Origin of the sequence: Staphylococcus sp. HMSC056G08 (assembly GCF_001812305.1) — a bacterium.
GTDB lineage: Bacteria > Bacillota > Bacilli > Staphylococcales > Staphylococcaceae > Staphylococcus > Staphylococcus simulans.
This window is the reverse complement of record NZ_KV808462.1, coordinates 1-6322: the sequence shown is the minus strand read 5'-3', so window position 1 is coordinate 6322 and position 6322 is coordinate 1. Positions and strand designations below refer to the sequence as shown.

Genomic DNA, 6322 nt, shown 5'->3' with positions numbered 1-6322 from the left:
ACAACAGAACAGCCTTCAACAGAAGAGAAGGCAAGTAAAGAAAGTACAACAGAACAACCCTCAACAGAAGAAGCGACTAAAGAAACTACAACAAATCAACCAATTTCAGAAAAAGAAACTGTAAATGAAGTTAAGAATGTAGCAAATGAAACAGGAGTATCTGAGGACGAAATTTTAGCTGCTTTAAATAAACAAGGTGTTAATAAAGCTGATGAAAATGAAATTTTAGCTGCTTTAATTAAAGAAAAATCGGCAACTAATGATCAATATTCAACTCCAGTAGTTGCTAATACAACAAACACATCTTCTAAAACGAAGACAACTTCTAACACACCTGTTAGAAACTTGTTACGTAATAGAGCAATGGTAATGGATCGTGCTAATACGTCAGATTTACAAGAATTAGCAGAAAATAGTGCTATATACTCACCAGGTGATGCTACTAAAAAACAAACTTATAGTGGTAAAGCATGGGTCTATAGAAATGGTAATCACTCAGATTCTTCTCAAAAAGATGCAGTACCATTGCCAGGAGTTAATGTTTACTTACAATGGGTAAACGGAAAAGGTTTTGTATCTCCAGTATATTACACTACTACAAACCCAGATGGCTCATTTGCATTTGACTTATCCAAACCAGTTACAGATGAGAATGGCAATACTTATAAATTTAAATTAGCAGGAGACTCCAAATTCGCTATAAGAACTTGGGTTAAAAATCCAGATCCATCTAAATACGATGTTGTTAAACACGGTGACCAAATGTATGGTTATCACGATCGTTTAACTAGAAAAAATGAATCTTGGGACTTTACAGCAGGAGTCAATAGAATTGTTAACTCACACGTTGTACTTCAAGAAAAACATAATAATGTTGATTGGTTACTAAAACCAGAAAATGAACGTACAACATCTGGTACTTCAAATGGCCAATTTGAAAATACAGGTAATTACGGTACAATTCGCGGTAACGTATGGTATGAAAACGGGGATCCTAATGGCTCTGATGCAAGACGTTGGGGTAAAGATACTTGGGATGTTAATGCAACTAATACAAAAGTCGCTGCATCATATGTAAATGACGAAGTAACTAGATTATTTGATACTTGGAAAAAAGAACACAGTGGTTATACATTAGATGATTTCAAAGCTGCACAAGCACAAATTATCGCTGATTATGAAGCGAAAAATGGTGTAGGATCACACATTGCTGAAACTGTTGTAGCAAATGTAGATTCTAACGGTGATTATTACATTCCGTTCAAAGGTATTTATGGTATTAGTGCTTATAAACAAAATTCAGGTACAAGCATTTCTAAAACTATCTCAGATGAAGAGTATGGTAAAGTTGTAGCTGATAAAGACGTTTCCCATAATAACTTAATGGCTTGGAATGGAACGATTGGACAAAAACACAGACATATCAACTCTGATTACGTATATGTTACACCGCTTGTTGAAGACTATGCTATTTGGAGTAATAATTTCCAAACTAACATGTTTGAAGAGCTTAGTGATGATGTTTTACCAATTGGACCAAGTGCTCTAAGCTCATATAACACATCAGGCGTGGATTTTGCACTTTTAGCACCACAACCAATGCACGACATCACGAATTATAACTCAACAGATGAATTAGCTAGACCAGGTGATACTGCAGAATCTAGAACAGGTGGCTTATTACCAAATCGTGAATATCAAGTGCAATGGTTCAAAAATGGCGAAAAATTCGGAGATCCAGTTAATGTAACTTCTGCAGAAGATGGAACAGTAGGTTCAGTACCTTTAACAGTACCAGAAGATGCAAAAGTATCAGACGTATTCTCATCTGCAGTATTCAAACAAGGTGTTTCTACAGAATCATTAACTACAGCATTAGCTATTGATTCATTCTCTATTACAGACCAACAACCAGATAATGAAGTGTATGAACCAACAACAGACGAAGTCACAAAAGATTACGGAACACCAACAACTGAGGATGATGTAACAGGAGCAGTAACAATTCCGGATTATCCATCAGACAAAGGTACACCGACGATCACAGTAGACGATCCAAGTACGTTACCGGATGGTAAAACACCTGGTACAGTAGAAGTTCCAGTAACAGTGACATACCCAGACGGTACAAAAGATCATGTGACAGTATCAGTCACAACAAAAAAACAAGCGGATAATAGTGCAATTACTAAATCGCCTAAAAATTCAAAAGGTAATTCTGTTCCTGCTAAAAAAGAATTACCAGAAACAGGACAACAAACAGATCAAAGTAATGCGACTTTATTTGGTTCTTTATTTGCAGTACTTGGAAGTTTATTGTTATTTGGAAGACGTAAAAAAAATAATGACAATTAATATGTAAGTCATTAAGATATTTGTAATAGATGATATAGATTTTATAAAGGTCTGTAGAATGATGTTTAATATCACCTACAGGCCTTTTTACTTTTCAAATAGGAAATGAAAATGTTTTGCAATATAAAAAGAACTAAATGCAATTTATCTTATGATAATAGGTGGAACATATGAATTTTTCTTATAAAAAGCACTGAGTGTGAAAAATATAGATAATAAATACCTTGAGTTCATTGATGGATATAAAATTTTAAATATACAAAATCTTGAGGTTTTCGTCTATAATAAAAAAGTGAATATTAATGATGTTAACTACTGAAATTAAAGGAGATAGATAATAAATATAAGTTGTATTTTAAATTTGGGTTCAGATGATTTTTGTTTATTTGAAGTTATTTATAAATCAAAATGTATGAATAATTATTTATTGAGAAATGAGGGGTTCAATGTTAGTACATTCATTTGATCCATTTAATAATTTGCTTTTATCATCAATTGTTGCTGCTGTACCTATCATTTTATTTCTATTATTTTTAATAGTATTTAAAATGAAAGGTGTTTATGCAGCATTATCAACTTTAATAGTGACAATAATAGTTGCTTTAGTTGTTTTTAAACTTCCAATAAGTATTGCTGGCGGTGCTGTACTGGAAGGTTTTTACCAAGGAGTTATTCCTATTGGTTTTATTATTATTATGGCTGTATGGTTATATAAAATTTCAACTGAGAGTGGACAGTTTGATATTGTCCAAGATAGTATTTCAAGTATTTCACAAGATCAACGTATTCAATTACTGCTTATTGGTTTTGTATTTAATGCATTTTTAGAAGGAGCAGCTGGTTTTGGTGTACCCATTGCGATATGTGCTGTATTACTTACTCAACTGGGATTCAAGCCATTAGAGGCAGCTATGTATTGTTTGGTGGCTAATGCTGCTGCAGGTGCCTACGGAGCAGTTGGAATACCAATATCAATTATTGATACGTTAAGTTTATCTGGAAATGTTACTTCAACGGAAGTAGCATTGATTGGTAATTTAACGCTTGATTTTATTAGTTTTTTTATACCATTTCTATTAATGTTTATGATTGATGGATTTAAAGGTGTAAAAGAAACTTGGTTACTTACTTTAATAGTTTCTTTTACTTATACATTCTTGCAACTTGTTATTACAAGTTTAGATGTATCAGCACTTGCAGATATTATTCCTGGTTTAGTAAGCATGATAGTGTTAGCGCTAGTATCTAAAAAAATCCAACCTAAAAACATCTTTAGATTACATAAAGATGAAAATACTCCATCTGTAACTAAACATTCATTGAAAGATATTGTTTATGCGTGGAGCCCATTCATTATTCTAACTTTTGTTGTTCTTATTTGGAGTTCATCATTCTTCAAAAAGCTATTTGAAAAAGATGGCTTATTCAGTTCATTGGTTGTTAAATTTAATGTTCCTGGTACGATGAATGATGTTACTCATACACCTAATATTTTGACATTTAACTTTATTGCACAAACTGGTACAGCCATTTTGATTACAGTAATTTTAACAATTATCATTGCTAAAAACATGAATTTTAAAAGTGCTGGTAAATTATTAGGTGTTACATTTAAAGAGTTATGGATTTCTGTACTTACAATTTGTTTTATTTTAGCAGTATCTAAGGTGACAACTTACGGTGGTTTAAGTAGTGCAATGGGACAGGGTATTTCTAAGTCTGGTTCTATTTTCCCGTTGTTATCTCCGATATTAGGATGGATTGGTGTATTTATGACAGGATCTGTTGTAAATAATAATGTTCTCTTTGCACCTATCCAAGCATCAGTTGCGACTCAGATTGATATTAAAGCTTCTTTATTGGTGGCCGCTAATGTTGCTGGTGGTGTGACAGCTAAAATTGTATCGCCACAATCCATTGCCATTGCTACCGCAGCAGTTAATGAAGTGGGGAAGGAATCACGCTTGATGAAAATGACTATGCGTTTTAGTATAGGCCTCCTTATATTTGTGTGTATTTGGACATTTATTCTTAGTATTTTTATAACTTGAGGTATTATGACACTATGATAATTTTAGGCTTATATTCCATAAATGAATGATTTATATTGAAAATTAGTATTTTCATTAATATGGTTTTTGTATTACAATGTTTTCTGTACTCAAATAAGAAAGGGAGTCAATTATGAATAATAAAGAGTCAAAAACAGTTGTTGTCATTGGCGCTGGTGTTTTAAGTACTACTTTTAGTTCTATGCTTAAAGAATTAGAACCAAATTGGAAAATAAAACTTTATGAGCGCCTAGATCGACCTGGGATTGAAAGCTCAAACGAGCGTCATAATGCAGGAACAGGTCACGCAGCATTATGTGAATTAAACTATACTGTGAGACAACCTGATGGTTCGATTGATATTGAGAAAGCAAAAGAGATTAATGAGCAATTTGAAATTTCAAAACAATTCTGGAGCTATTTAGTAAAGAGTAATAATATCTCTAATCCAAAAGAGTTTATCAAACCACTACCTCATATTAGTTTCGTGCGAGGAAAAAATAACGTTCAATTCTTAAAAGATCGTTATCATGCTATGAAAGATGCTCCAATGTTTGACAACATTGAATATACCGAAAATATTGAAGAAATGAGAAAATGGATTCCATTAATGATGCAAGGGCATAGTGCTAGTGACATTATGGCTGCAAGTAAAATTGATGAAGGAACAGATGTCAATTTCGGAGAACTTACTCGTAAAATGGCTAAGAGTATTGAGGAACATCCAAATGCAAATGTCCAATACAATCATGAAGTTATTGATTTTAATCATCGTAAAGATGGTAAATGGGAAGTTAAAGTACGTCAACGTAATAGCGGAAATATTAAAACAGAACTTGCAGATTACGTATTTATTGGTGCAGGTGGTGGTGCAATTCCACTATTACAAAAGACAGGCATTCCTGAAAGTAAAAACTTAGGTGGCTTCCCTATTACAGGACAGTTTTTAATCTGTACAAATCCTTCTGTTATTGAAAAGCATGATGCCAAAGTTTACGGTAAAGAACCGCCAGGCACACCTCCTATGACTGTACCTCACTTGGATACACGTTATATTGATGGAGAACGCACACTATTGTTTGGTCCGTTTGCTAGTGTAGGACCTAAGTTTTTAAAAAATGGTTCTAACTTAGATTTATTTAAATCAGTCAAGCCATACAATATTATGACATTGTTAGCTTCAGCGGTTAAAAACTTACCATTAATTAAATATTCATTTGATCAAATTTTAATGACTAAAGAAGGTTGTATGAATCATTTACGTACATTCTATCCGGAAGCTCGTGATGAAGATTGGCAATTATATACTGCTGGTAAACGTGTTCAGGTTATTAAAGATACTCCAGAGTATGGAAAAGGATTTATTCAATTTGGCACTGAAGTAGTTAACTCTGCAGACCATTCAGTTATCGCTTTATTAGGTGAATCTCCTGGTGCTTCAACTTCAGTATCTGTAGCATTAGAAGTGATCGAAAAGAATTTCCCAGAATATGAAGAACAATGGATGCCGATTATTAAAAAAATGATTCCGTCATACGGTAGATCGTTAATTGAGGATATCGAACTGATGAGAAAAACACGCCAACAAACATCAAAAGACTTAGAATTAAATTATTATATGAGTAGCAAATAATTTATATCATAGATTGATATATAGGAGGTTTCTTATGAACAAATTATTAACAATTTCAATAGTTGTTATTGTTGCCTTTTTGGGATTAAAACGTTATCAAGCTCATGTAAATAAGGCACCTAACATAGAATATTAATAGATAATTATATAAAGATTAGCATGAACATATATTGTTTTACCTTAGAATTTAGATTATGTTGTTAATTTTTGATATTTACTTAGTTCATTCAAATGAATTTTTAATGGAAGAAAAAGGGCTCTATACTATTTAGGACTGGTGATA

At 32.7% G+C, this 6322-nt stretch carries 4 protein-coding genes; all 4 read left to right on the top strand.

Features of this window, described 5'->3' with window-relative positions:
- On the top strand, window positions 1-2355 hold a 2355-nt coding region (locus HMPREF2846_RS05585; protein ID WP_141751866.1), incomplete at its 5' end, for a Rib/alpha-like domain-containing protein.
- A 446-nt stretch (window positions 2356-2801) separates the two neighbouring features.
- Complete coding sequence (locus HMPREF2846_RS05580) at window positions 2802-4406, top strand: L-lactate permease (protein ID WP_070626066.1); 1605 nt, start codon at window positions 2802-2804, stop codon at window positions 4404-4406.
- A 133-nt stretch (window positions 4407-4539) separates the two neighbouring features.
- Window positions 4540-6039 carry an L-lactate dehydrogenase (quinone) gene (gene lqo / locus HMPREF2846_RS05575; protein ID WP_070626064.1) on the top strand — a complete coding sequence of 500 codons (1500 nt, stop codon included), beginning with the start codon at window positions 4540-4542 and terminating at the stop codon, window positions 6037-6039.
- Window positions 6040-6073: 34 nt separating this feature from the next.
- A complete protein-coding gene (locus HMPREF2846_RS05570) occupies window positions 6074-6175 on the top strand; it encodes an SE2200 family small protein (RefSeq protein WP_070626062.1) in 102 nt (33 codons plus the stop codon).
- Window positions 6176-6322: the final 147 nt, after the last annotated feature.

What these genes read in the sequence shown, in the direction of transcription:
- HMPREF2846_RS05580 (WP_070626066.1), top strand. Translation starts at nt 2,802, where the DNA reads ATGTTAGTACATTCATTTGATCCATTTAATAATTTGCTTTTATCATCA.
- lqo (WP_070626064.1), top strand. Translation starts at nt 4,540, where the DNA reads ATGAATAATAAAGAGTCAAAAACAGTTGTTGTCATTGGCGCTGGTGTT.
- HMPREF2846_RS05570 (WP_070626062.1), top strand. Translation starts at nt 6,074, where the DNA reads ATGAACAAATTATTAACAATTTCAATAGTTGTTATTGTTGCCTTTTTG.